Source organism: Neorhizobium sp. NPDC001467 (genome assembly GCF_050275975.1).
Classification (GTDB): domain Bacteria; phylum Pseudomonadota; class Alphaproteobacteria; order Rhizobiales; family Rhizobiaceae; genus Neorhizobium.
This window is the reverse complement of sequence record NZ_JBNNPS010000007.1, coordinates 130172-154821: the sequence shown is the minus strand read 5'-3', so window position 1 is coordinate 154821 and position 24650 is coordinate 130172. Positions and strand designations below refer to the sequence as shown.

Here is a 24650-nt window from a genome sequence, read left to right as displayed (position 1 = left end):
CTGTCTGTCGTCACGCGGCCGCGACACCTTCCTTGTCGATGCCGGCGATACGCTGCAGATCTGCAATTGCACCGGGGCCGGCTGCCAGAACCGGTGCTCCCTTGGTCAGCCGGTCTCCTTCGCTGGGAAAGGGCAAAAACCAGCCGCCCGCTTCGCGCACGAGGCAATACCCTCCAAGGCAATCCCAGGCGTGCATGTAGGGCTCGAAATACCCAACGAGACGGCCCGCTGCAACATAGGCCAACATCAGCGCGCCGGAACCGAGCCGCACGAAATTGCCGCCGCTGGCCAGTAGATCCTCGACGATCGTTCCGACCGATTGCGGCGTTACATGATGGTTGGCGCCGATGCCGGTCACCGCGTTCCGTATGGTCTTTTCCGTACCCAGTTCTAGAGGTTTGCCGTTCAGGCTCGCGCCGTGGCCGAGCGCGCCCGAATAAAGCTCGTCATGGCAGGGGACATGGATGACGCCGACCACCGGCTCGCCCTTGTAAAGAACGGCGATCGAGACACACCAGTTCGGCATGCCATGCACGAAGGGACTGGTGCCATCGATCGGATCGACCACCCATGTGTAACCGCTATTGCCGGCGGTCATGCCGTATTCCTCGCCGAGAAAACCGTCCGCACCAAACGCCTCGCCGGTGCGGCTGCGGATCAGCTCCTCGACTTCGCGGTCGGCAATCGACACGACATCCTGGGGGTCGCTTTTGCTTTCGATCACCAGCGTCTCGCGACGATTATAATATCCGAGCGCCAGCTTGCCGGCTTCGATGGCGATCCGCTCCGCCAGCCTCCAGCGTGCCATGATCTCCTGGTTTTCTGTCGTCATGGGCCATGATCCTTTGATCTCGGTGGACAGCGTCACTGCGCGATGATGGCAATGCCGCGGTTTTTGAAGCCGATTGCGACATTGGTTCCGGGGGCAAGCGGTCGGTCGACCGACGGGTCCACGATGAACAGGGTCCCGCCGCTCGTTTCTGCCTCGTATTCGATATGATCGCCGAGATAGGCAGCATGGCTGATCCGGCCGGGAAAGGCAGCCGTCTCTGCCGGTTCCAGCGTGATGGCGCTGGGGCGGACGGCCAGCTGGCTTCTGCCGGGCATCGCACCGCGCGCCGGCACGACATGCTGCAGCCCCTCAATGCTGATCGTCGCTTCGTTGCCGCTTACATTGATGATCTCGCAGGGCACGACATTGGCCTCCCCGATGAAATCGGCGATGAAGGGAGAGGCGGGTGCCTCGTAGAGTTCGCGCGGCGAACCCTGCTGAGCAATCTCGCCATCCTTCATGACGATGATCTGGTCGGAAACCGCCAGTGCTTCGTCCTGATCGTGGGTAACGTAAACGGCGGTGAATTGCAGTCGTTGCTGAAGCTCGCGGATTTCGGTGCGTACCCGCCGGCGAAGACGAGCATCAAGATTGGAAAGCGGTTCGTCGAGCAGCAGCACCTGCGGCTCCAGAACCAGTGCGCGGGCCACGGCCACGCGCTGCTGCTGGCCGCCGGAGAGTTCCGCCGGAAGCCGCCCGCCCATACCGGTAAGGCCGACGAGTTCCAGCCCGTGTTCTGCCTTCTGGCGGGCTTCCTTTTTCTGCAGGCCGGAGGATTCCAGTCCATAGGCGACGTTGTCGAGCGAGTTCATATGCGGAAACAGCGCGTAGGACTGAAACACCATGGACACGTCGCGCTCATTGGCCGGCAACATGGTGACATCCTTGCCGCCGATCAGGATGCGGCCCGAGGTCGGGTGTTCCAGCCCGGCCAGCATGCGCAAGGTGGTCGTCTTGCCGCAGCCGGAAGGACCGAGCAGGGTGACCAGCGTGCCGGGCTCGACCGTCAGCGACAGATCATGGATGGCGGTAAACGAGCCGAAGGACTTGCGGACATTCTGGAACGTGACCGAGCCGGCATTTCTGGTCATGCGGTTTGCTCCTTGGAGATGATGGGAAGTGTCGGCTGGTTGAGGCCTGCGACACGGTTTTCGCGCCGCAATCGCCGTTCGCCGACCAACAGCTGGAAACCGGTGATGACGGTGATCATCACCACGATCAGCATCGAGGAATAAGCGATGGCCACGCCATATTCGCCGTTCTCGACCAGCCCGACGATGTAGGATGTCGCCATGTTATACTGGGCGCTGACGAGGAACACGACGGCGCTGATCGAGGTGATCGCGCGCACAAACGAATAAACGAGAGCGGCGGTGATCGCCGGTCGCAGCAAGGGCAGGATCACCTTGCGGGCAGTGCGAAACGTGGTCGCCCGCAATGTCATCGAGGCTTCGTCGAGGCTCTTGTCGAGCTGGCTCATCGCCGCGATGCCCCCGCGCACGCCAACCGGCATATTGCGGAATACGAAACAGGCGACCAGGATCAGCGCCGTGCCCGTCATTTCCAGCGGCGGTAGGTTGAAAGCCATGATGTAGCTGATGCCGATGACCGTACCGGGAATGGCGAAACTCATCATCAGTGCGAATTCGAACAATTCGCGCCCGGCGAATTTTTGCCTTACGATGACGTAAGCCGTGGCAAGTCCCACGGCCGCCGTCAGCGGTGCGGCGATCAGCGCGATCTCCATCGTCGTCCAGAACGAGTTCCAGGCGACGCCGGTCCAGACCAGCGAACCATCGCGGAAGGTGATGGAAAACGCCTTGGCGTAATGCGCAAGCGTCAGGCTGTTGTCGAGGCCCCAGGTTTTGACGAAGCCGCCGAACAGGATCATGCCGTAGACGACGAGGGTAAAAATCATCCACGGAATGACAACGGCGTGCGCGCCGATCGACAGCGGCCGGGGCAGGGCGATATGGGCGCCGCTGTCTCCCTTGCCGGTCACGGTGGCGAAGTTTTTGCCCGACAGCCAGATGCGTTGGGCAAGGAAGGCGGACAGGGTAAACGCCAGCAGGATCATGGCAAGGACGGCGGCGCGGGTGGGATCGTTCTGCGAGCCGACGACGGCGAAGAAGATTTCCGTCGACAGCACGCCATGTGACCCGCCGAGTACGAGCGGATTGCCGAAATCCGCCATGCTTTCGATGAAGCCGATCAAAAAGGCGTTGGCGAGACCGGGTTTCATCAGCGGCAGCGAGACGCGCCAGAACGTGCGCCAGCGATCGGCACGCAGGGTCTGCGAAGCTTCCTCCATCGATGGGCTGACCCCTTCGACAACGCCGATCAGCACGAGAAAGGAAATCGGCGTGAACGACAGGACCTGCGCGATCCAGATGCCGGTAAGGCCGTAAAGCCAGCGGCTCGGTTCGATGCCGAATGTGGTAGACAGGCCGTGAGTGACAATGCCGGCACGGCCAAAAAGAAGCGTCAGTGCAAGGCCGATGACGAAAGGCGGCGTGATAATCGGCAGGATGGTGAGAAGCCGCAGGCCCTTCTTGAACGGAAACCGGGTGCGGGTGGCGACCAGCGCAAAGGCAAGGCCAAGCGCGGTCGAGCCCGCCGCCGTCATGGTTGCGAGAAAGAGCGTGCGCCACGCGACACCGCAGCGCGCCCCGCCGATAACGCAATCGAGGCTCCAGATCGAGCTGTCGGCTATGTTGCGGGTAAAACCGTCAAAATTCGCCGAGCCGTCGAAATCCTGGAAGGCGCCGATGAACATGGAGCCGATCGGATAAAATACGAAGACCGCCACGAGGAAGATCAGCATGGAAATGGTGGCGACCACAAACGCATCGCCGCGCATGACGCCGCGTTCGGCAAGGCCGAAGGCAAAGATCAGCACGAAGCAGATGGCAGACAGAACGGCACCGGCACCCAGTGGCGGCTGCCCGTCCGCAAGCTGGCCGAATATCGCTTCACTGATCGTCCAGGTAAAGCCGGTCACGCCGATCGCCAGCCCCTGAAAGGCAAGGAAAAGCACGCCGAAACCGCCGGCCAGACCCAACAGCTTTCCGCGCAACATCGGATCGGCTGTGAAGCGGGCGGCGACGGCAAGCCCATAGGCTGCCAGCACTGCAATCAGCCATACGCGACCATGCAGAAGGATCTGCAGGATACCCGGCGCGACAGACGGCTCGCCGGGAAGGACACCAAGCCAGCCAAAAGCATAAAAACCCTGCTCGATGCGATACCACGGCAACAGCGCCATGGCGGCGAAGCCGAGGGTGAGCACGATATCCAGTCTGCGATTGCGATTGTTCATGGTTCGATGCGACCTCACCACATGACAAGTCGATCATGCCGCGCCCGGATGAGCCGAAGCGCGGCAGAGACGGATGGGATCAGTTGGCGTTGGCACCGATTTCCTTGTCCCAGCGTTCGAGCAGTTTCTTTCGCTCGGTCGGGTCGCCATAGGTCTTGAAGTCGTAGTCGATCAGCTTGATGTCTTCGAAGCGCGGCGACTCCTTGGGGACTTCCGCTTGTCTATTCGACGGCAACTGGAAGGACTTTGCCTCCTTCATGTGCGACTGCACTTCTGCCGTCAGCGCCCAGTCGTACCATTTCTTGGCGCTGTCCAGATTGCGGGCGCCCTTGATGATCGACATGGAGCCAATCTCGTAACCGGTGCCTTCGCAAGGCGCGATCGACCTGACCGGGAAACCTTCGACGGTCTGGGCGACGGCATCATGCATGAAGACAATGCCGAGGCCCGTTTCGCCACGTGCCGCCGCCTTCACCGGCGCCGAGCCGGACTTTGTATATTGCGAGACATTGGCATTGAGCTGTTTCAGGTAATCGAACGCATTGTCCTCGCCCATGATCTGCACCAGCGAAGCCAGCGCCGTGTAGGCCGTACCGGACGAATTCGGGTTGGCCATCTGGATCTCGCCCTTCAAGGCCGGGTCCAGCAGGTCGGCCCAGCATTTGGGTTCCTTGTAGTTCTTCGTTTTGAAAAGATCGGTGTTGTAACCCCAGCCGAGCGCACCGGCATAAACGCCGACGGTCTTGTAACCAGAGCTTTCAGCCTGCTTTTTCGCCCAGTCCTGCAATTCATCGAGATGCGGCGACTTGTATTCCTGCGTCAGGCCTTCGGATGCGGCCTGTAGATGGGGATCGCCGGTGCCTGCCCACCAGATGTCGGTTTTCGGATTGCGGGCTTCGGCGCGAATCTTGGCATAGGTCTCGCCCGAGGACAGGCGCACCATGTTGACCTTGATGCCCGTGTCTTTTTCGAACATCTGCTGCATCATTTCGCAGATCACCACATCCGCAGAGCAGATGAGGTTGAGATCTTCGGCGGCATTTGCCGCCGATGCATTCATCATCAGGCCGGCAAAGGCTGCCGACGCCATCAAAGCAAGACGCATGATATCCTCCCAGATTTGAATGACGCCTCCACATCATTCCGCTCTTGCAAGCGAGTGCAATGGTTTCACGCGTCTATGTAGCTTGTCAACATTAGAACGCGTGCGAAACCGCAGAAGCCGCGCGACGCTTGTCATACGCTTGTTGCACTCGCTTGCAAAAAGAGGCAGTTAAGCATTGGGAGGCCGTCCGTGACTGAGAAGGTATTCGTCAGCGCTAAGGATGTCGCGGATCGTGCCGGCGTCTCACGGTCGGCTGTGTCGCGCACGTTCACGCCCGGCGCAAGCGTTTCCGAAGAGACCCGTCGTCGCGTGATCGAGGCGGCAGAGGCGCTCGGCTACCATGTCAACCATCTTGCCCGCGGCCTGATGCGCAATGAAAGCGGCCTCGTCTGCCTGATCGTCTCCGAGATGGACACGCCCTATAGGGCAAGCCTCATCCGCGCAATTTCCAGGCAACTACAAAGCGTTTTGAAGATCGCGATGCTGATCAATACCGATCGCTCCGACAAAAGCGTCGACGATGCCTTGAGGCTCGCGATCAGCTATCGTGCCGATGCGTCCATCGTCCTGTCCGGCATGCCGGATAAATCGATCACGGACCTGTGCGTGAAAAGCGGTCAACGCCTCGTTCTCATCAATCGCGATGAGGAGCGTGATGGCGCGCTGATGATCAACCTGCATGACCATGAGGCGGCGAGGCGGGCCTTCATCGCCTTCCATCGTGCCGGCTGTCGCAACCTTGCCTTTGCCAATTCCGATGTGGGAACCCCTAGCCTGATGGCGCGTGAGGAGGGGTTTTGCGCCGCCGCCCGTGAATTCGGCATGGAGGTGGTTGTCGAGCGGTTCGGGCCGACCCGTTACCAGAGCGGCGTCACGCTGGCGCAGCGGCTGCTGACGCGGGAGACGCGGCCGGATGCGATCTTTTGCGCCAACGATCTTCTCGCCTGCGGTGTGTTGGATACGGCGCGGCATCAGTTCAAGCTGGATGTCCCCGCTGATCTCTGTGTCATCGGCTTCGACGATATCGAGCAATCCTCCTGGGCGTCGTATGAGATCACGACGTTTGCGCAGCCGGTGGACAGGATTGCGGAAGAGGCTGTATCGTGGCTCACCCAGCCGATGGCGGCCGCCAACGGCCTGCGTTCACGGCTGACGGCGGAGCTCGTCTGGCGCAGGTCCGTCTTGGGCGCCTGAACGCCGGCATCATCGCGGTCAGGCGCTATCGCGCACCATCAGTTTTCCCGCAAACAGCCGATCGAAATCACGATCTTCCTCGTTGCCGAGAACCTTGACGAGGTATTCCGCCATGTCCGTCAGCGGCTGACGGTAGGTGGTGAGGCGATAATTGGCGCCTTCTGCCTGCGGCACGTCGTCGAAGCCGGTAATGGCGATGTCCTGCGGAATGCGCAGTCCGAGCTTGTGGCGGATCACGTCGGTGGCACCGATCGCCAGCGCATCGTTTTCGCAGACGAGAATATCCGGCAATGTCGCCTTGGTCCTTGCCGCCAGCGCATCCTCAACGATGCCTGCCGCCAGCCCCGGATCGTAAGCCGCGACCGAAACCGTTTCCGGCTCGCTGCCAAAATGCTGGCGCCAGTAATCGACAAAGGTTTCCTTGCGCAGCAGGTGTGCCGATGAGGTTCGCGGGCCGGCTAGAAACATCGGGCGGCGGTAACCGCGCTCATGCACGTAATTGGCAATTTCCTTCATTGCGTGAACATCGTCGACCGCAATCGAGATCGTGTTCGGATTTTTCGATGTCCGGGCAAAGATAATCAGCTTGCGAAAACGGCGGGCATGCAGCGCCGTATCCAGCACCTCGTCGTCGAACTGGATGCCGATCAGGATGACCGCATCGACCCGGCGCTGGCTGGCGTTCATCAGTGCGTGGCCGGCATCGGCCCGGTCCAGCGTGTTGACGAGAAGAATATCCCAGCCTTCGCGGCGCAGGATGCGCGTCAGCCGCTCCATCATCACCAGCTTGTGGGGATTGGCAAAATCATCGATCAGCAGCGCCACGAGATTGGATCGATCCGAGGCCAGGCTTGCGGCGCGAAGGTCCGGCACATAACCCAGCCGCTCGGCCGCGTTGCGCACCTTTTCCAAGCTTTTCGGGGAGATCGACGCGTCCTTGCGAAAGGCGCGATTCACCGTCCAGCGTGAGACCCCTGCCTCGGCTGCCACGTCGTCGGCGGTGATGTTCGCCGCAAAGGCGGGCTTTTTTTCGTCAGGCATCGCACTCTCCCGAATCCGCCGTGGATCGGTCTGCCTCATACATAACGGTTTTTTCGACCCCCTGAAACTAATATTGCTCCCGCGTGCAAAATGCTCTTGCTCGCGGGAGCAAAACTTGCAATGTTCAAATCCAAAGCGGTCGGGAGCTGCCTTTGGGAGGATAAGAGTGCTGAAAATCGGATTGCTCGGCGCGGGCCGTATCGGTCGCGTGCATGCCATCAATATTGCCGGTCACGGCCGCAGCCAGCTGGTTGCCGTGTCGGATGTGGACGAGGACGCGGCGCGTTCGCTGGCCGAAGCTTATGGCGCAAAGGCTGCCAGTTCGGACGCGATCCTTGCGGATGCCTCGGTCGACGCGGTGCTGATCGCGACCTCGACCGATACCCATTCGGACCTGATGGAAAAGGCTGCTGCCGCCGGCAAGGCCATCCTTTGCGAAAAGCCGGTCGATCTTTCGCTCGCGCGGGCGCAGGCTTGCCTCGATGCGGTGAGCAAGACCGGCGTGCCTGTGATGATCGGCTTCAACCGCCGTTTCGACCCGAATTTTTTTGCGATCAAGGCATCAATCGCTGCCGGCGAGATCGGCAAGCCGGAATTGTTGTCGATCACTTCATTCGATCCGGCGCCGCCGCCGGTTTCCTATGTCAAAGTGTCGGGCGGCCTGTTCCGCGACATGATGATCCATGATTTCGACATGGCGAATTTTCTGATGGGTGATGTGCCGGAAATGGTGCATGCGAGCGGCACCTCGATCGTCGATCCCGAGATTGGCAAGGCCGGCGATGTCGATACCGCCGTCGTGACACTGACCTATGCCGATGGCCGAATCGCCGTGATCAAGAACAGCCGTCGTGCCGTGTATGGTTATGACCAGCGGGTTGAGATCCTTGGCTCCGAAGGGCTTTTGTCTGCCGGGAACGTGCTGCAGAACACGGTCTCGAAGGCAACCAAACAGGGGGTCACCAGCGCCAAGCCGGAATTCTTTTTCCTCGAGCGCTACATGCGCGCCTATGCGGCTGAATGGGATGCATTTGTCGCCGCCATTCTCGATGGCGCCGCCATTCCGGTCACGCTCAAGGATGGCGTTGCGGCACTGGCGCTGGCTGAAGCCGCGACCGCATCGGTGAAGTCCGGCCAGCCGGTTGCGCTGACCTGATCGGTCAAAGGCGCCGGCGAATGTCGGCGCCGCATGAGATTGCTGCGGAGCAGGGGAGTGTGCCGCAGACTTTCGGTGCCGGTCCCGCCTGACCGGACGACGGGGCGCCTGGGAGTGGCGTTCCGGTATTCAACTGGGAGGAAGTCATGAAGAAATTGCTTGCAGCCGCAGCAACAATCGCGCTCGTTGCCGCCGCCACCCCGGTGCTCGCCACCAATATCGTCGTCGTCGCACATGGTCAGGCCAACGACCCGTTCTGGTCGGTGGTCAAGAACGGTGCCGAAAAGGCCGCGAAGGATACCGGCGTCAATGTCGAGTTCCGCTCGCCGGAAACCTTTGACATGGTGGCCATGGGTCAGTTGATCGACGCCGCCGTCAATCAGGACCCGGATGGTCTCGTGGTCTCGATCCCGGATGGTGATGCGCTCGGCCCGGCCATCAAACGCGCCGTCGATGCCGGCATTCCGGTCATCTCGATGAATTCCGGCTCGGATGTCGCCCACAAGCTCGGCGCCAAACTGCATGTCGGCCAGTCGGAGTTCGATGCCGGCAAGGTTGCCGGTGCAAAGCTTGCGGAAATGGGCGGCAAGAAAGCCATCTGCGTCAACCAGGAAGTCGGCAACGTGTCGCTCGACCAGCGTTGCGCCGGTTTCACCGAAGGTTTCGGCAAGGACGTAAAGGTTCTGCCGACCAGCAATGATCCGACCGAGGTTGAATCCAAGGTGCGCGCGGCGCTGGAATCCGACAAGGACGTCAATGTCCTCCTGTCGCTCAACGCCTCTCTGGTGGGCGAACCGGCTGTCAAGGCGGCACAGGCACTCGGCCGCGATGACGTCCTGATCTCCACTTTCGACATGTCCGCCGGTTTCCTGAAATATATCGCCGACGGCAAGGCTGCGTTTTCGATCGATCAGCAGCAGTATCTGCAGGGTTATCTGCCGGTCTCCTTCCTGGCACTCCACGCGCAATACGGTCTGATGCCCGGCGGTGATGTCGCTTCCGGTCCAAACCTCGTGACCAAGGAAACCGCAGCGCAGGTCATCGACCTGTCCTCCAAGGGCATCCGCTAAGCACATCCTCGTCCGGGTCGCCGCAAGCTTAGCCGCGGCCCGGTCATCGCCTTCAGGAGACAGGTCCCAGGAGACAGATTCATGTCGATAGACACGCTGGCGCGTGGCGACGAGCGCATCAAATCCGAGCCATTTTTGACGAAACTCATGAAGCGGCCGGAGCTCGGCGCAATCGGGGGAATGGTCCTCGTGACGATCTTCTTCATGATCACCGCCGACAGCTCGATGTTCACGCTGTCGGGCGTGATGAACTTCATGACACCGGCTGCCCAACTCGGCATTCTCGGCATCGCCGCCGCCATGCTGATGATCGGCGGCGAGTTCGACCTGTCGATCGGCTCCATGGTCGCCTTTGCCGGCATGGTGTTCGGCGTCCTTGTCGTCAATATCGGCATGCCGCTCGTCATTGCCATTCCGCTGACATTGGCGCTGGCCGCGGCGCTCGGTGCCACCAATGGCATGATCGTGCTGCGTACCGGCCTGCCGTCCTTCATCGTCACGCTGGCCGGCCTGTTCGTGCTGCGCGGCGCAGCCCTTGTGGGCCTGAAACTCTTCACCGGTGGCTCGACCCAGTTGCGCGGTATTCGCGAAGCGATCGAAGGCGATTTCCTGGCACCGATCTTTTCCGGCGACGCTTTTGGCTTCGTTATGCGCTGGCTGGCCGAAGCCGGCATCGTCGACAGTTTCAAATCGGGCGTGCCAAAAGTGCCGGGCATTCCAGTGGAGATCCTCTGGTTCATCGCCTTTGCCGCGATCTCCACCTACATCCTGCTGCGCACCCCCATCGGCAACTGGATTTTTGCGACCGGTGGCGATGCGCTGGCCGCCAAAAATTCCGGCGTGCCGGTCCGTCGTGTCAAGATCTCGCTGTTCATGCTGACGGCGATTGCCGCCGCCCTTGTGGCCATCATTACCGTCATCGATGCTGGTTCGACCGATGCCCGTCGTGGTTTCATGAAGGAATTCGAGGCGATCATCGCGGCCGTCATCGGCGGATGCCTGCTGACGGGCGGTTACGGCTCGGCGATCGGTGCCTTCTTCGGTGCCATAATCTTTGGCATGGTCACGATCGGCCTCACCTACACCAAGTTCGATCAGGACTGGTTCCAGGTTTTCCTTGGCGCGATGCTTCTGCTTGCCGTCATCTTCAACAACGTCATCCGCCGACGTGTGACCGGGGAGCGCTGAACATGACCGCACCGATCATCCATATGGAAAACATCAAGAAGCATTATGGTAATGTCATTGCGCTCAACGGCGTGACCTTCGACCTTCGCGCCGGCGAATGCCATTGCCTGCTTGGCGATAACGGCGCCGGCAAATCCACCTTCATCAAGACGATGTCGGGCGTGCACAAGCCGACCGAGGGTTCCATCACCTTCGAAGGCAAGCCCCTTTCCTTCGGCAGTCCACGTGATGCGATGGAGGCGGGTATCGCCACCGTGTTTCAGGATCTGGCGATGATCCCGCTGATGTCGGTGACGCGCAATTTCTTCATGGGGCGCGAGCCGACCAAGGGCAGGGGCATCTTCAAGCGCTTCGATCTCGATACCGCCAACGAGATCACCATGGCGGAGATGCGCAAGATGGGCATCAACCTGCGTGGTCCAGATCAGGCGGTCGGCACGCTTTCGGGCGGTGAAAGGCAGACGGTGGCAATTGCGAGAGCAGTCTATTTCGGCGCCAAGGTGCTGATTTTGGACGAACCGACCTCTGCGCTCGGCGTACGCCAGACCGCCAACGTTCTTTCCACCATCAACCGCGTGCGAGAACAGGGCATCGGCGTCGTGTTCATTTCCCACAATGTCCGTCACGCGATGGCGGTCGGCGATCGTTTCACCGTGCTCAATCGCGGCCAGACGCTCGGTACCGCGACTCGTGGGGACATCAATGCCGCCCAGCTTCAAGACATGATGGCAGGCGGGCAGGAAATGGCCGCGCTGGAAGGTTCGCTCGGCGGAACGATCTGAGGCATTTTTGATGGTACAGACGAAAACTCTGCCGGATCGTCCGCTTGGCATCGCATTGATCGGCACCGGCTTCATGGGCAAATGCCACGCCATGGCCTGGCGCAATGTTAGCGCCGTGTTCGGCGGTGCGCATCACCGGCTGGAAATCCTCTCCGATGCCATGCCGGAAAGCGCGCAAAAATTTGCCGACCAGTTTGGTTTTGGCCGCGCCACCGCGAATTGGGAGGAAGCTGTCAACGATCCGAAAGTTGATGTGGTCTCGATCACCGCGCCGAACGGCATGCACCGACCGATGGCCGAGGCGGCACTGAAAGCCGGAAAACATGTCTGGCTAGAGAAGCCGATGGCATTGACGCTTGCCGATGCCGAGGCGATGGCAGCGACCGCGGCCGCCCATCCGAGCCAAATGACCATCCTGGGCTACAATTATCTCCGAAGCCCGGCTTTCCAATCGGCGCGCAACCTGATCCGCGATGGCGGGATCGGAAAGCCGCTCGCCTTCCGCGGGGTTTATGACGAGGATTATTCCGCCGATCCTCTCCTCCCGTGGTCGTGGCGGATGACTCACGAAGGTGGCGGGCTGGGCGCGCTTGGCGATCTCGGCTGCCACCTCGTCAGCCATATGCTGGTGCTGATGGGACCGGTGACGAATGTCGTCGCCCAGACCCAGGTCGCCATTCCCACGCGGCCTTCGACGGATGGCCCGAAACCGGTCGAAAACGAAGACAGTGCTCTGGCCATGCTGCGTTTCGCCTCCGGTGCACAAGGCTTGTTTGCCACGTCGCGCGTGGCGCGTGGCCGCAAATGCCGGCTGCAATGGGAAGTGCATGGCAGCGAAGGCACGATCGTTTTCGATCAGGAAAACATGAACGAGCTTTGGTTGCACCGCGTCGGCGAGGCCGGTTTCACGCGCCACCTGACCGGGCCGGACCAGCCGGATTTCGAGGCCTTCTGCCCGGCGCCCGGACACAACTTTGGTTTCAACGAACAGAAGGTGGTGGAGGCGCGAGATCTTTTGGCCGCGATCGCCGGTGGGCCGAATGCGGGACCGGATTTCGCCCATGGACTGGAGATCGAAAAGATCATCCACGCCATGGCCGCCTCCAACGGTCGCAGCATCCGCATCGAAAGGCAGACGACATGACCAAAAAACTCGATGTCATCACTATCGGCCGCGCCGGCGTCGATCTTTATGGCGCGCAGGTTGGCGGACGTCTGGAAGACATGGGCTCGTTCGAGAAATATATCGGCGGTTCGCCCACCAACATTGCCTGCGGCAGCGCACGGCTGGGGTTGAAGACGGCGCTGATCAGCCGCGTCGGCAACGAGCATATGGGTCGTTTCATCCTTGAGCAGTTGAAGCGAGAGGGCGTCTCGACCGAAGGCGTCAAAACCGATGCGGACCGTCTGACGGCGCTGGTCATTCTCGGCATCCGCGACGACAGCCAGTTCCCGCTGATTTTCTACCGCGAAAACTGCGCCGACATGGCGTTGTGCGAAGACGATATCGACGAGGACTTTATCGCCTCGGCGCGCGCCGTCGTCGTCACCGGCACGCATCTCAGCAATACGCGCACGGAAGCCGCCGTCCTCAAGGCGCTGACGCTGGCGCGAAAACACGGCCTGCGCACCGCGCTCGATATTGATTACAGACCGAACCTCTGGGGCGTGGCCGGCCATGGCGATGGTGAAAGCAGGTTTGTCGAAAGCGCCAGGGTGACGGCCAAACTGCAGACGACGCTCAATCTGTTCGACCTGATCGTCGGCACGGAGGAAGAGTTTCACATCGCCGGCGGCTCCACGGATACGCTGGAGGCTCTGAGTGCCGTGCGCAAGGTGAGTGATGCGACGCTGGTGTGCAAACGCGGCCCGCTCGGCGCTGTGGCTTTCGAAGGCGACATTCCCGGCAGTCTCGATGATGGCCAGAGCGGGCAGGGCTTTCCAATCGAGGTCTTTAATGTTCTCGGTGCCGGCGACGGATTTTTCTCTGGCCTCCTGCGCGGCTGGATGACCGGCGAGGATTGGCCGACATCGCTGAAATTCGCCAATGCCTGCGGCGCCTTCGCCGTCAGCCGCCATGGTTGCACGCCGGCCTATCCGAGTTTCGAGGAACTGCAGTTTTTCCTGAAACGTGGTGTGGTTCGCCCCGATTTGCGCAATGACCCGGAACTGGAACAGCTGCACTGGTCGACAACGCGGCAAAGGCGGGTGGATGGTGACTGGTCCACCATGCGGGTGTTTGCCTTCGATCATCGTGTGCAACTGGAACAGATGCCGGGCTACACGCTGCAGAAGGGCGCCGCTTTCAAGGAACTGTGCCTCAAGGCAGCGCTGCAGGTTCAGGCTGGCAAACCCGGTTACGGCATTCTCTGCGACAATCGCATCGGCCGGTCGGCGCTGCATCGCGCTTCCGGTTCGGGCCTGTGGATCGGCCGCCCCGCTGAATGGCCGGGATCGCGGCCGCTGATGCTGGAGCCGGAACTGGGCACGGATTGCGGCACGCTGTCCGAATGGGCGCGTGAGGATGTCGTCAAGGTTCTGTGCTTCTGCCACCCGGATGATGACGCATCGACGCGCGCCGCGCAGGAACAGACGGTCAAAAGACTGTTCGAGGCGGCGCGGCGCAATCGCCTCGAATTCCTGCTGGAAATCATTCCGTCTAAGGTCGGCGTCACCGATGACCACACGGTCGCGACGCTGATCCATCAGTTTTATGCGGCCGGCATCTATCCCGACTGGTGGAAACTGGAGCCGATGAAAACCTCTGCCGGCTGGCGGAATGCGATTGCCGCCATCGAGGCACATGACCGGTTTACGCGCGGCATCGCCGTGCTCGGCCTGGATGCGCCGGAAGCAGAGCTTTCCGCCAGTTTCGAGGTCGCCGCACAATTCGATCTGGTGAAGGGTTTTGCGGTCGGTCGCACGATTTTTGGGGATGCGGCGCGCCGTTGGTTCACTGGCGAAATGACGGATGCCGATGCGGTCGAGGAGATGGCAAAGCGTTACCAGCGCCTCTGCCACATCTGGGACGCGGCACGTGAAAAAGCAGGGGAGCAGGCGGCATGAGCACGATCAAACTCACGGCGGCGCAGGCCATGGTGAAATGGCTGGCCGCGCAGATGACCGAGGACGGCGAGCGTTTGGTCGATGGCGTCTGGGCGATCTTTGGCCATGGCAATGTCGCGGGCCTTGGCGAGGCCCTGCAGAAGGCCGGCAACAGCCTGCCGACATGGCGCGGCCAGAACGAACAGACCATGGCCCATGCCGCCATCGCCTATGCCAAGGCGAAAAAACGCCGGCGCGTGCAGGCGGTCACCTCGTCGATCGGGCCGGGCGCCACCAACATGGTGACGGCGGCGGCGCTGGCGCATGTCAATCGCCTTCCGGTTTTGCTTATCCCCGGTGACGTGTTCGCCAATCGCCGTCCCGATCCCGTTCTGCAGCAGGTGGAGGATTTTGATGATGGCACGGTCTCTGCCAATGACTGCTTTCGTCCGGTCAGCCGTTATTTCGATCGCATCACCCGCCCTGAACAGCTTCTGACGGCCCTGCCGCGGGCACTGCGCGTGATGACCGACCCCGCCAGTTGCGGGCCGGTGACGCTCTCCTTCTGCCAGGATGTGCAGGCGGAGGCTTATGACTGGCCGGAAGCGTTTTTCGAGCCAAAAGTCTGGCGCATCCGCCGACCGGAGCCGGACGCGCGTGATCTCGATGACGTTGTGGCGTTGATCCGAACGGCCAAAAATCCGGTCATCGTTGCCGGTGGCGGTGTGATTTACAGCGATGCCGAACAGGATCTCGCCGATTTCGCCACGCGCCATGCCATTCCGGTGATCGAGACGCAGGCCGGCAAGTCGGCGCTGGCCCAGAAGCATCCGATGAATTTTGGCGCGGCCGGCGTCGATGGTTCGGCGGCGGCCAATGCGCTGGCCCGCAAGGCCGATCTGGTGATCGGCATCGGCACGCGCTTTCAGGATTTCACCACCGGCTCATGGTCGCTGTTCGAGGCCAAGGCGCGAAAACTCGTTTCAATCAATGTGCAGGCTTATGACGCCGACAAGCATGGTGCGATCGGTCTCGTGGCCGATGCCAAAGTCGCCATCGCCGCGCTTGGCGAAAAACTGGGCGATCACCGTGCGTCCCAGCCCGATGCGACCTTGCGCAGTGAATGGCTTGCGGCGGTGGACCGGCATTGCGCGGCTCCTTCGGGAGATGGCCTGCCAAGCGATGCCCAGGTGATCGGCGCAGTGCAGCGGGCAACGGCTGAGAATGCCATCGCCATGTGCGCCGCCGGCACGATGCCGGGTGCGTTAAAGCTTCTCTGGCGGCCGAGCCAGGGCGGTTATCACATGGAATACGGTTATTCCTGCATGGGTTATGAAATCGCCGGTGCCATGGGCCTGAAACTGGCGCGGCCGGAGCGCGAGGTGATCTGCTTCGTCGGCGATGGTTCCTACATGATGGCCAATTCCGAACTCGCAACCGCCGTCATGCGCAAGGTGCCGTTCACCGTCGTGCTGACCGACAACCGTGGTTACGGCTGCATCAACCGCCTGCAGCGTGGCACCGGCGGCGAGGCGTTCAACAATCTCTACAAGGACTGCAATGTCGAACAGCAGCCGGAGATCGATTTTGTCGCTCATGCCGGGTCGATGGGCGCTTTCGCCGTGAAGGCAAAGGATATCGGCGATCTCGAAACGCAGATTGCCAATGCCCGCAACCGCGATATCCCGACCGTGATCGTCATCGATACCGACCCGACGGATGGTCCGGGTTTCGGTGATGCCGGCCATTGGTGGGATGTCGCCGTGCCCGCAGTGGGTTCCACCGACAAGCTGAAACAGGCTTACGCAAGCTATCTGGCAAGCGCCGCCAAGCAGAACACCGTGAATTGAGGGCAGAAAAATGATCCGCTTCGGCACCAATCCCATCGCCTGGGCCAATGACGACGACCAGAGCCTTGGCGCCAACATTCCGACCGAACAGATTTTGCGCGAGGCCAGCGAGATCGGTTTTGACGGTATCGAGAACGGCCACCGCTGGCCGAATGAGCCGCGGGCACTGAAGGACCTGCTCGGGTCCTACGGTCTCGCCTTCGTTTCCGGCTGGTATTCGCTGAACCTTTTGGCGCAATCGGTGGAGGATGAAAAGAAGGCTATCCAGCCGCATCTCGACAAGCTGAAACACAATGGCTGCAGGATCTGTATCGCCTGCGAAACCTCCAACAGCGTGCAGGGGCTGCAAAAACCGCTTTCCGAAAGCCCGGTACTGTCGGGCGATGAGATGAAGGTTTTTAGCGCGAAGGTGGAGGAGCTTGCGGCCTTTACCGCAAGTCAGGGCATTCACCTCGTCTACCATCACCATATGGGCACGGTGGTCGAGACGCCGGAAGAAATCGATGCCTTCATGGCGGCGACGGGACCGGCAACACGGCTGCTGTTCGACGCCGGCCATTGCTTTTTTGGCGGCAACGGTCGCGATCCGGCGCCGGTTCTTTCCCGTTATGTCGATCGTGTGAGCCATTTCCACGCCAAGAATGTGCGCCCCGCCATCATGCAGCGGGTGCGTGATGAGGGCCTGTCCTTCATGGACGGCGTGCGCGCCGGTGTGTTCACCGTGCCGGGTGATGAAGAGGGCGGTGTGGAGTTCGAACCGCTGCTGCAGATCCTCAAAAATGCCGGTTACGACGGCTGGATCGTCATCGAGGCCGAGCAGGACCCGGATGTGCGCAATCCCTTCAAGTATCAGTCGCTTGGTCTGAAGACCTTGAAGGCCGCGGCCGCAAAGGTCGGTCTCGTCTGAGAGAAAAGCAGGAGTATCTAATGCCCAATCTTCTCCATCGCCCGTTCGGTTCTCACGGCAAGGTCCACGAGATCACCCCGGCTTCTGCCGGCTGGCGTTACGTCGGCTTTTCGCTCTACCGGCTGCGCGCCGGAGAAACGGCGGCGGAGGCGACCGGTGATCACGAGGTCATTCTGGTGATGGTCGAAGGCAAGGCGGCGTTTCACGGTGCCGGACGGGATTGGGGCGTGCTCGGCGAGCGCATGAGTGTGTTTGAAAAATCAACGCCGCATTGCGTCTACCTGCCCAACGGCAGCGACTGGAAAGCCGTGGCGGAGACGAATTGCGTGATCGCCGTCTGCTCCGCGCCGGGCAAAAGCGGGCACGAGGCTCGGCGAATTGACCCGGATGGTATCACGCTCACCCAACGTGGAGAGGGTACAAACACCCGCTACATCAACAATATCGCTATGGAAAACGAGGACTATTGCGACAGCCTGCTCGTGACGGAAGTTTTTACACCGGCCGGGCACTGGTCGAGTTATCCGAGTCATCGCCACGACGAAGACGATTTTCCGCGCATCACCTATCTGGAAGAGACCTATTACCACCGGATCAACCCGGCCGACGGTTTTGGCATCCAGCGGGTTTATACCGACGATCTGCAGCTGAACGAGACCATGGCCGTACATGACGGCGATGTCGTCTGCGTGCCGCGCGGGCATCACCCCTGCGGCGCACCGCATGGTTTCGAGATGTATTACTTGAACGTCATGGCCGGGCCCTTGCGGAAATGGCGTTTTGTCGCCGCGCCGCCGGTCGAGCACCTGATGCGCTGACCTCTCGATTACGGACAATCACGATGGATCAACCGTTTACGCTGGCCGCCTGTGCGGAAATGCTTTGGCGCGACAGGCCGATCGAATGGCGATGCGCGCAGCTCAAGGAACTGGGTTTCGAGGTCGGGCTATGGAACTGGCCGGAGCATGATCTCGCCGCGCTTGAAAAATCAGGCGCCACCTTCTCCATCATGAACGGCTATCTGACGGGCCGGCTGGCCGATGACGAAGGTGCCGACGAAATGTTGCGCTCGGCGCGGGAGACGGCACAGGTCGGAAAGCGGCTTGGCGTCGCACGCCTTAATCTGCATGGCACGGGTCTTGGCGAAGGCGGCCTGCCTGGTCGCGCCAGCGAAGTCACGACCGGGCGCATGTGGCTGAAGGCCCGCGACACGCTGGCACGCATCGCCGACCTGGCGGAAGAGGAGGGCGTCGTCTACACGCTTGAAAACCTCAACCTGCCAGTCGATCATCCAGGCACGCCTTTCGGTCGCGCCGAAGACACGCTGGCACTGGTCGAAAGCATTGATCACCCGCGTCTACGGCTAAACCTCGATCTTTATCATGTCCAGATCGGTGAGGGGAACCTGATCGAAACCTGCCGCGCGTGTTTGCCTTTCATCGGCGAACTCCAGGTGGCGGATGTGCCGGGTCGCTGTGAGCCGGGAACCGGCGAGATCAACTACACAGGCGTTGCCAAAGCGCTATTTGACATAGGTTATCGCGGTCCGATCGGGCTAGAGGGGTTTGCTAAGACCGATCCCTTGAAAGCGCTGGAAGCTTTTCGAACGGCGTTCACGATCTAGAACGCTCTGCAGGACAAAATTATACTATAGAGATGCTCAAATCATTCCATTGAATGTGAAAATATTAATTACTTATCCGCACAAACTGGAAAAAAGGGGGGGAATACCATGCAAGAAATTGGACATTTCATCGGCGGCAGGCACGTGGCCGGCACCAGCGGCCGTACGGCCGACGTGTTCAATCCGGCAACCGGCGAAGTCTAGGCGCGGGTGGCACTGGCGGGCGCCGCGGAGGTTCGCGCCGCCGTCGAGAATGCCGCCGGCGCTCAACCCAAATAGGCCGCGGTCAATCCGCAGCGCCGGGCTCGCGTGTTCATGGCCTTCGTCGAGCTTCTCAACAGTCACATAGACGAGCTGGCAACGCTGCTGTCGCGCGAACACGGCAAGACCATCGAGGATTCCAAGGGCGATATCATCCGGGGACTGGAAGTCTGCGAATTCGTGATCGGCATTCCCCATCTTTCCAAGGGAGAGTTCACGGAGGGCGCCGGCCCGGCCATCGACATGTACTCGCTGCGGCAGCCGGTCGGCATCGGCGCCGGTATCACGCCTTTCAATTTCCCCGGCATGATCCCGATGTGGATGTTTGCCCCGGCCATCGCCTGCGGCAACGCTTTCATCCTCAAGCCTTCCGAGCGTGACCCGTCGCTGCCGCTGCGGCTTGCCGAACTGATGATCGAGGCAGGCCTGCCCGCCGGCATCCTGAATGTCGTTAACGGCGACCGCGAGGCGGTCGACGCGCTTCTGGCGGATCCCGATATCGCCGCGATTTCCTTTGTCGGCTCGACGCCGATCGCCCGCCACGTCTATGGCACGGCTGCCATGAACGGCAAGCGCGCGCAATGTTTCGGCGGTGCCAAGAACCATATGATCATCCTGCCGGATGCCGACATGGACCAGGCCGTCAACGCGCTGATCGGAGCTGGTTACGGTTCGGCCGGCGAGCGCTGCATGGCGGTGTCCGTAGCGGTGCCGGTGGGTGCCGAGACCGCCGACCGGCTGGTGGAAGAGCTGGTGCCGAAGATCGAGGCGCTACGGATCGGTCCCTATACGGATGATCGCGCCGATATGGGCCCCGTCGTCACCGCGCAGGCAAAAGCGCGCATCGAGGGATTGATCGACCGTGGTGTGGAACAGGGCGCCAGCCTTCTGGTCGATGGCCGCGGCTTCCGGCTGCAGGGCTACGAAAACGGCTATTTCGTCGGCGGCACCCTGTTCGACAACGTCACGCCGGACATGGACATCTACAAGCAGGAGATTTTCGGGCCGGTCCTCTCGGTGGTGCGGGCCGGCACCTATGAGGAGGCGCTCAACCTGCCCATGCGGCACGAATACGGCAACGGCGCCGCCATTTTCATCCGCGACGGCAACGCGGCCCGCGATTTCGCCTGGCGGATCAATATCGGCATGGTCGGCATCAATGTGCCTATCCCGGTGCCGCTCGCCTACCATTCTTTTGGCGGCTGGAAGGCCTCGTCCTTCGGCGACCTCAACCAGCACGGCATGGATTCGATCAAGTTCTGGACAAGGACCAAAACAATCACGGCCCGCTGGCCTTCGGGCATCAAAGACGGCGCCGAATTCGTCATGCCGGTGACGAAGTAATCGGGGTAGAGGAATCGTTCGGCCCTCATCTGCACGAGCATCAACAGTGACGTGACACGTGCAAACTGCGAGGGTCTTTCAGACCGCGGGTAATTTTCTCAGCGATGATAACCAGCGAACATCGGTCAATCCTTCGAGCCGCAGGCAGAGGCGGCAACTAGTTCTGGCGCGGCGCGGGTACCCGACCGCCGATTACCGCAGTATGCGATTGCACATGAGCGTCGCCAGGCTTATGACCAGCCACAACGGTCCTATTTCTGTTCCTTTTATGTTCCATTCCGCTCCCATCGAGCGCGAAGCCGCAGCCAATGCGTACGGAACGAAGATGATCGACCAATCGACTTTGAGATTTCTGTCGGAAGCTTCCAGTAATCATGGCGCGGAGTGGCTGGCCGACAACAGAGCCCAAACCGATTGCGCGCGGCGCAACCTGATAGAGTTTACATCGCAACTGATCGCTAGCGCCGGACTGATAGACCCTCGTATTGGGGACGCAAACTCCGACCCGCGAAAATGTCTCGCCAAAGCGCCCATCTCAAGAGGGATAGGGTCGATCGCTGTACGAGTTTCGCTATCGAAGAACGCTGCCGCAACCTACTTCATGCAGATTTCACCCGGCCGTTCTTACAGCGGAGGCGGTGCATTGTCGCCGCCACCGCGCCTTGCTCGCATCCTGAGGCAGACGATCGCGAGCCACACCGGAAAATGGCGTGGTATCGTTGAAGGTCCGATCTTTCGGAAATATTTCCCGAGCGGTTTGACCGACGGTCATGATGTCAGTGCTAAAGGGTTTGTCAAAAACCACGACGCGCTCTGTTCCTTTAACCTCAAGAACTTTGGTGCATGTCGCAGCGTTCCAGACGAGGAATTGATGTTGGCCAGTTTGGTAGAGGAAACAGTGAAATCCTTCGCAGCCGCCCGCGCCTTGGTCGACTACATCAATCGTGCCACGACGAGGCTTCCTGAAGCTAGATAACCTGCGGCTCTTTCACGTACGGTTCTGAATTGGGAGCGCTAGGTGCTCGTGGATCAGACGGCCTGTGTATGCGCCTTCTGAGCAAGTACTCGCCAGAGACTCCCTCAGCGATGACAACTTCTTCTTCCTTACTATGGGTTGAGAGCCCAGAAATTGAGCTGATGCGCAGGACCATCACCTTAGATGGCTCCAAGCTTCAGCCCTTCTGCTTACGAGCGCTTATTCGGTAAGGACCTGCTCGCTCAGCCAATACGATAGATTTCCACGTAAGGGTTATCTCACCGCGCGCCGTCAGGACATCTACCGCTTCATGGACAACGGGCATGAATTTACGCCATTCGAGCGGAGCGTTGTCATCCTTTGCAAGGTTGCGTGCCACTTCGCTCGGGCACGTTGTGCCAGCAGGTCTGCGTGCGACGAAACGCAGGATCTCCGATTCAGCATTCCCTGTCATGAAACAACATCGTTCTCTTGAAGCGCTTGCGCCTTTACATGGGATAGCGCTTGCGACTGACAATCGACTGTTTGTCTAAGGGGCGCTGTTTCTCGTTCCCTCGAAGCACGTAGAGCTTCCATAAACTGGCGCAAGTTAAGGCACCTGCGGAGGATGGGATCATCGCCGCCTATGACGAGGAACAACGTGGATCATCACACGTTTAGGGGCAAGATCACGTAGTCAGCAAGGAGATCTCGATATGGCGACCACAACACGCGGCCGGGCGCAGGACAGAACGAAGGTCGCAGGCGGACAGGATCATGAAGTCCGCTATGAAGCGAAGAAGGAAGGCGTCTCGAAAGGTGAAGTGAAAGACGCCGTCAAGAAGGTCGGCAACAGCCGCAAGAAGGTGGAAGCGGATCTAAAAGGTTGATGGATCAAACGCTGGATAAAAGGGTCGCAAGCTCAGCGACTGAAGCTCGCGCAGGATTAGTTCCGCCACACGGCGACCGTCAACGGGTGGAAGTCGAGATCAGCTTCACGAAGAACACGGGTTTGCGCGCAAGCGCCGATGTCTCCAGCGGCGGCCTGCTTTCGATCGCCGCTCTCGTCTCCGGCATACTTCTATCGACGGCTGTTCTCGTCCATGTCGCCACGCGCGACGCTCAGTCGAAAAGCCTTTGGCGGTGATCAGGGCGACCTGGAACCGATCTTGAAGATCGGCTTTGCAAACCTCATTTAGCGACTACCACCCGAAACCAACGACAGCCGCACCGTGAAATGATTTTCGCGTGGCCTCGGCCGTCCGGGTGAACGAGGGCGCTCCCCGTTACGGGTCGAGCGCCCTCGACTTGTCATCAGCCTGAAAGCGAGAGCCTTTGTCCGATAAAACGTTGATCGTCTTTCTGCTTGAGATCGGTGCCACAGGCGCGCAGCTGATGCCGCTGGCATCGTCCTGGCGCGTTACCCTTCCTGGACGCGCTTCGTTGCTCCAAACGCCCCGATGCATAATAGGTACGGACATCAGTGGTTCAGCACGGAGGGCAATCCTCTCGATCCGGAGCGTATCCACACCGCCAGAGAAGCATTCGACGGACTTATGAACGATGTCGTCGGGCGCGAAGGGTTCGCGGACGCCCATGATCGGATCGCCTTCGTCGGCGTTTCGCACGGCGCCATCGTCGCGCTCGACGCCGTTGCGTCTGGAAGGTGGAAGGTCGGTGCACTGGTCGCGTTCTCTGGCCTGCTCCCCCGCAGCCGGTTTCGCCCGTAAGCAACAGCACGCCCGTGCTTCTGGTCCATGGCGAGAACGACACCACCATCCCTCCCATGGCCTCGCGGCTCGCGGCCGCGCAGCTCGGAACAGCCGGCTTCAAGCTGGAACTAGACATCGAACGGGGAACCGGACACACGATTTCCAGCACGGGCCCTCAAAAAGCACAGTCTTTTCTGAAGAAGATCCTGCTTTAGCGGAAACTCGACGGCGGGCGGATCGTTCTTCTCCCATGACCGATGACCACCAGGAACAGGCCGACGCAGACCGCCCACCTCTGGAGACAGTTTCCTTTACGTTCGACCGGATGACCGTCGCGCGTTTCAGGGAGACCTTCCCAAATGCCAGGTGGAGCGACCGTCTCCAGGCCTGGACGGTGCCCGGAAAAACAGCTCGAAAGCGCATAGAACGATGGCTTGCGTTGGAGGCTGAGCGTCGTAAACCCTACGAAGAGGAGCGCGGCCGCGATGCTTTCGCGTTCGAGCCGATCCTGAGCCCGTACCTGCAAGTGTTCGACAGCGGTTTTCGCATAAGGACGCCGTATTCCAGAACGGTTGTCGATGAGCTCCGGCAGGTGCCATTCGCGCGATGGAATGGTGACGACAAAGTCTGGGAAATCCCGTTCGCTTCATACGATGATCTCCAACACCGTTGGGAGACGATCGAGGAAGCCGCGAGACGGTCAGAGCCCGAAGAACGCCGGAAGCGTGCCGAGGCCCGCAGGGGGACAGAGGAGGAAGCCAAAGCCAAGCGTCGATTGACCGAACGAAAGAAGCGCAGGTTACCGGTATCAAGCGACGACCTCCCGCCACCTGGCAGGCCGGTCGCCACGGCAGCGTATGGAATCGTCGTCATCACTGATGTGTCGGGCGAGATCGTGGATCCGGAACAGATCGCGGAACATCATCCGGCGGCGACTGAAGAGCATGTGTGGGCCGGGTGGAGACCCTCTACCCTTGATGAACTCGTCCATACCTGGCCAGCGAGGTCGGAGCCTGGAGAATATGAGCTGCTTCGGGGATGGTGGAACCCGACACTCGACGAGCTCAGAGAAGCAAGAAGGGTCGCCAAATCTCGTGAACGACGGAAATCGGAGTCCGGAGGTGCTGCGCGCCGCGGCGCTGACGCCCTTTAGTGACAGAAAAAATGAGTCCGGAAAGATACTTGCCGCTGCGTGGCTAGATCACTGTTTCATTTGATGATTGGATATCGGCGTTTCAGCCGGCACTAATTCACCCATGAGCCTT

21 protein-coding genes and 2 pseudogenes are annotated in these 24650 nt (G+C 60.5%); 17 read left to right on the top strand and 6 right to left on the bottom strand.

Annotation, left to right across the window (positions count from 1 at the left end):
- Positions 1-10: 10 nt before the first annotated feature.
- The 4 genes from ACQKKX_RS15460 to ACQKKX_RS15445 all read right to left on the bottom strand — a co-directional run bounded on the left by ACQKKX_RS15460 (position 11) and on the right by ACQKKX_RS15445 (position 5256).
- Positions 11-832, bottom strand: a complete 822-nt coding sequence (locus ACQKKX_RS15460; protein ID WP_427571808.1) for an inositol monophosphatase family protein — start codon at positions 830-832, stop codon at positions 11-13.
- A gap of 32 nt (positions 833-864) precedes the next feature.
- On the bottom strand, positions 865-1923 hold the full coding sequence (locus tag ACQKKX_RS15455; protein ID WP_427571806.1) for an ABC transporter ATP-binding protein: 1059 nt from the start codon (positions 1921-1923) through the stop codon (positions 865-867).
- Complete coding sequence (locus ACQKKX_RS15450; protein WP_427571804.1) at positions 1920-4151, bottom strand: ABC transporter permease; 2232 nt, start codon at positions 4149-4151, stop codon at positions 1920-1922. The genes ACQKKX_RS15455 and ACQKKX_RS15450 overlap by 4 nt, the downstream gene beginning before the upstream one ends.
- Positions 4152-4230: 79 nt before the next feature.
- The gene (locus tag ACQKKX_RS15445; protein ID WP_427571803.1) at positions 4231-5256 is read right to left on the bottom strand and encodes an ABC transporter substrate-binding protein; all 1026 of its coding nucleotides are present in this window, start codon (positions 5254-5256) and stop codon (positions 4231-4233) included.
- Between the two features lie 189 nt (positions 5257-5445).
- Here ACQKKX_RS15445 and ACQKKX_RS15440 point away from each other — a divergent pair, with 189 nt between their 5' ends.
- The gene (locus tag ACQKKX_RS15440) at positions 5446-6450 is read left to right on the top strand and encodes a substrate-binding domain-containing protein (protein ID WP_427571801.1); all 1005 of its coding nucleotides are present in this window, start codon (positions 5446-5448) and stop codon (positions 6448-6450) included.
- 18 nt (positions 6451-6468) lie between these two features.
- Here ACQKKX_RS15440 and ACQKKX_RS15435 read toward each other — a convergent pair whose 3' ends face one another.
- A complete protein-coding gene (locus ACQKKX_RS15435) occupies positions 6469-7491 on the bottom strand; it encodes a LacI family DNA-binding transcriptional regulator (protein ID WP_427571800.1) in 1023 nt (340 codons plus the stop codon).
- A 166-nt stretch (positions 7492-7657) separates the two neighbouring features.
- On the opposite strand from ACQKKX_RS15435, the gene iolG reads away from it, so the two are divergent.
- The 12 genes and pseudogenes from iolG to ACQKKX_RS15375 all read left to right on the top strand — a co-directional run bounded on the left by iolG (position 7658) and on the right by ACQKKX_RS15375 (position 21694).
- Positions 7658-8647: an inositol 2-dehydrogenase gene (gene iolG, locus ACQKKX_RS15430; RefSeq protein WP_427571799.1), complete on the top strand. Its 990-nt coding sequence runs from the start codon at positions 7658-7660 to the stop codon at positions 8645-8647.
- 146 nt (positions 8648-8793) lie between these two features.
- Positions 8794-9717: a sugar ABC transporter substrate-binding protein gene (locus tag ACQKKX_RS15425; protein ID WP_427571796.1), complete on the top strand. Its 924-nt coding sequence runs from the start codon at positions 8794-8796 to the stop codon at positions 9715-9717.
- Positions 9718-9798: 81 nt separating this feature from the next.
- Positions 9799-10905 (top strand): ABC transporter permease, encoded by a 1107-nt coding sequence (locus ACQKKX_RS15420; protein WP_427571794.1) that lies wholly within the window; start codon positions 9799-9801, stop codon positions 10903-10905.
- Positions 10906-10907: 2 nt separating this feature from the next.
- The gene (locus ACQKKX_RS15415; protein WP_427571792.1) at positions 10908-11687 is read left to right on the top strand and encodes an ATP-binding cassette domain-containing protein; all 780 of its coding nucleotides are present in this window, start codon (positions 10908-10910) and stop codon (positions 11685-11687) included.
- Between the two features lie 10 nt (positions 11688-11697).
- Entirely contained in the window at positions 11698-12831 is a 1134-nt protein-coding gene (locus ACQKKX_RS15410) for a Gfo/Idh/MocA family protein (protein WP_427571790.1), read from the top strand.
- Positions 12828-14753, top strand: a complete 1926-nt coding sequence (locus tag ACQKKX_RS15405) for a bifunctional 5-dehydro-2-deoxygluconokinase/5-dehydro-2-deoxyphosphogluconate aldolase (RefSeq protein ID WP_427571788.1) — start codon at positions 12828-12830, stop codon at positions 14751-14753. Before ACQKKX_RS15410 ends, ACQKKX_RS15405 begins: the two co-directional genes overlap by 4 nt.
- Complete coding sequence (iolD, locus tag ACQKKX_RS15400) at positions 14750-16582, top strand: 3D-(3,5/4)-trihydroxycyclohexane-1,2-dione acylhydrolase (decyclizing) (protein WP_427571786.1); 1833 nt, start codon at positions 14750-14752, stop codon at positions 16580-16582. Before ACQKKX_RS15405 ends, iolD begins: the two co-directional genes overlap by 4 nt.
- Positions 16583-16592: 10 nt before the next feature.
- Positions 16593-17489 (top strand): myo-inosose-2 dehydratase, encoded by an 897-nt coding sequence (gene iolE, locus ACQKKX_RS15395; protein WP_427571784.1) that lies wholly within the window; start codon positions 16593-16595, stop codon positions 17487-17489.
- A gap of 20 nt (positions 17490-17509) precedes the next feature.
- Positions 17510-18307, top strand: coding sequence for a 5-deoxy-glucuronate isomerase (gene iolB / locus ACQKKX_RS15390; protein ID WP_427571783.1), 798 nt, complete (start codon positions 17510-17512; stop codon positions 18305-18307).
- A 23-nt stretch (positions 18308-18330) separates the two neighbouring features.
- Positions 18331-19113: a TIM barrel protein gene (locus ACQKKX_RS15385; RefSeq protein ID WP_427571781.1), complete on the top strand. Its 783-nt coding sequence runs from the start codon at positions 18331-18333 to the stop codon at positions 19111-19113.
- 108 nt (positions 19114-19221) lie between these two features.
- Positions 19222-20718 (top strand): annotated as a pseudogene (locus tag ACQKKX_RS15380) (CoA-acylating methylmalonate-semialdehyde dehydrogenase).
- A gap of 214 nt (positions 20719-20932) precedes the next feature.
- A complete protein-coding gene (locus ACQKKX_RS15375) occupies positions 20933-21694 on the top strand; it encodes a DUF2461 family protein (protein ID WP_427571780.1) in 762 nt (253 codons plus the stop codon).
- A 196-nt stretch (positions 21695-21890) separates the two neighbouring features.
- On the opposite strand, the gene ACQKKX_RS15370 is transcribed toward ACQKKX_RS15375, so the two are convergent.
- Positions 21891-22148 carry a DUF3253 domain-containing protein gene (locus tag ACQKKX_RS15370; RefSeq protein ID WP_427571778.1) on the bottom strand — a complete coding sequence of 86 codons (258 nt, stop codon included), beginning with the start codon at positions 22146-22148 and terminating at the stop codon, positions 21891-21893.
- A gap of 241 nt (positions 22149-22389) precedes the next feature.
- Here ACQKKX_RS15370 and ACQKKX_RS15365 point away from each other — a divergent pair, with 241 nt between their 5' ends.
- From ACQKKX_RS15365 to ACQKKX_RS15350, 4 genes and pseudogenes are all read left to right on the top strand, one after another.
- Positions 22390-22563, top strand: a complete 174-nt coding sequence (locus tag ACQKKX_RS15365) for a DUF3606 domain-containing protein (protein ID WP_427571776.1) — start codon at positions 22390-22392, stop codon at positions 22561-22563.
- Positions 22564-22649: 86 nt separating this feature from the next.
- Complete coding sequence (locus ACQKKX_RS15360) at positions 22650-22820, top strand: hypothetical protein (protein WP_427571774.1); 171 nt, start codon at positions 22650-22652, stop codon at positions 22818-22820.
- 313 nt (positions 22821-23133) lie between these two features.
- A pseudogene (locus tag ACQKKX_RS15355) lies at positions 23134-23600 on the top strand (alpha/beta hydrolase).
- A 35-nt stretch (positions 23601-23635) separates the two neighbouring features.
- Complete coding sequence (locus tag ACQKKX_RS15350) at positions 23636-24538, top strand: hypothetical protein (protein WP_427571772.1); 903 nt, start codon at positions 23636-23638, stop codon at positions 24536-24538.
- The last annotated feature ends 112 nt before the right edge of the window (positions 24539-24650 follow it).